This is a genomic window from Nostocoides japonicum T1-X7 (assembly GCF_001046855.1).
GTDB lineage: Bacteria > Actinomycetota > Actinomycetes > Actinomycetales > Dermatophilaceae > Nostocoides > Nostocoides japonicum.
Genome location: NZ_HF570958.1, coordinates 4,754,306 through 4,755,969, shown reverse-complemented (window position 1 = coordinate 4,755,969; position 1,664 = coordinate 4,754,306). Strand labels below are relative to the sequence as shown.

The window sequence follows — 1,664 nt, the reverse complement described above, 5'->3', positions numbered from 1 at the left end:
TCGGCGGCGCGGCGACCCGCAGGCCCGAGCCGCCGCTCGTGCCGGCCGCCGGGCGCAGCACGCGGGTCACCTCGGCCGGGTTGTACTGGAACGGCACGATGGTCGGGACCATCCCGCTCACCGGGTCGGAGAAGGCCAGGAGGCTGCCGCGAGCGGTCACGACCCGTCACCTCCAGCGACCGGGATCGCCTGTCCCACCGGGATTCCGGCCGTATGCGGGGAATCCGGTGACCCGGCATACGAACCCGGGTGGACAGGCGGCGTCAGCGCGGCGGCGACGGCCGCGCGGACCGCCTCGGCGACCGAAGCCTCCGGGCCGGGCGCCCAGGCCCGGCCGGCGAGGGCCGCCTCGATGGCCGGCCGGAGGAGACCGGGCTCGGGCATCACGTCGACGGGGACGGACAGGTCGACGGACGTGGGTCGGCTCATGAGGTCACCGCCCGGGCGGCGCGGGGGCGGCGCACCTTCTCCAGCTCGCGGCGGACCGCGGCGTCGAGGTGGGTCTCGGTCACCGGTCCCCCGCCCTCCATCGCCCGGACCGTCGCGGCGAGGGCGGCGGCGCGGATCGCCGCGCCGGTGAGCTCCTCGCGAGCCACCCGGTCGGTGGACGCGCCCGTCGCGAGGAGGGTCCGCGGCAGGAGCCTGCGCCACAGCTCCTCGCGGTCCTCGTGCCCGGGTGTCTCGAACCGGACGCTGAGCCGGATCCGTCGGGCGAACGCCTCGTCGAGGGCCGCCGGGCGGTTGCTCGTGAGGACGACGACGCCGCGGTGGAGCTCGAGCCGTTGGAGGAGGAAGTCGATCTCGAGGTTGGCGTACCGGTCGCGCGCGTCCGTCACCTCTCCACGCTTGCCGAAGAGCCCGTCCGCCTCGTCGAAGAGGAGCACGACGCCGGCCGTCTCGGCGGCCGAGAGGAGGAGGTCGAGGTTGCGCTGGGTCTCGCCGAGCCACTTGCTGACGACCTTCGCGAGGTCGACGACCCACAGGTCCCGCTCGACCGCCGTGGCGACGGCCTCCGCCGCGGCCGTCTTGCCGGTGCCCGACGGACCGTGGAAGAGGACGACGACGCCGCGCCCGCGGACCCCCGCGAGGGCGAGCTCCTCGTGAGCGGCGGTCGACCAGCGGGCGTGGGCGACGACCTCGTCGATGCCCTCGCGGGTGGCGGCCGGGAGCACGAGGTCCTCGAGCCGGGTCGAGGCGGGCACGCGCCGGGCGAGGCCGGCGGGATCGTGGTCGGGATGCGTGCGCAGCGCCGCGGCGACGTCCTCGTGCGCGACGTCGCGACCGTGCGCTCGCGCCGAGTGGACGGCCCGCTCGACGACCTCGCGGATTCCGCGCTCTCCCAAGGGAAGACGGCTTGCGTATGCGGTGACCTGGGCCCGGGTCACGCTGATCCCGGCCCCCCGCAGGGTGCGTCGCCAGCAGCGCTCGGCAGCCGTCAGCGACGGGGCGGGGACGTCCACGACGTGCCACCCGGCCGGCACCACGGCGTCCTCGGGGCCGAGGGCGAGGACGACGCCGTCGGGGGGACTCTCCGCGCCCGCGACGACGAGGGCGGGCAGCTCCCGGTCGAGGCGATGGAGGAGCCGCGCCGCGCGGGCGTCCCGGGGCTGCGGCGCGACGGCGAGGCCGAGCCGGGCGGCGACGAGGTCGCGGAGCGTGGCGGG

The 1,664-nt window shown here is 76.8% G+C and carries 2 protein-coding genes; both read right to left on the bottom strand.

Annotation, left to right across the window (positions count from 1 at the left end; all coding sequences use genetic code 11):
- Nucleotides 1-156: 156 nt before the first annotated feature.
- A complete protein-coding gene (locus BN12_RS21590; protein WP_048555616.1) occupies nt 157-429 on the bottom strand; it encodes a hypothetical protein in 273 nt (90 codons plus the stop codon).
- A partial coding sequence (locus BN12_RS21585) for an ATP-binding protein (RefSeq protein WP_048555615.1) occupies nt 426-1,664 on the bottom strand: 1,239 nt, incomplete at its 5' end. The genes BN12_RS21585 and BN12_RS21590, both read right to left, overlap by 4 nt.

Bases quoted from the DNA above. Each gene is read 5' to 3' on its own strand.
- BN12_RS21590 (WP_048555616.1), bottom strand. From the start codon at position 429: ATGAGCCGACCCACGTCCGTCGACCTGTCCGTCCCCGTCGACGTGATG.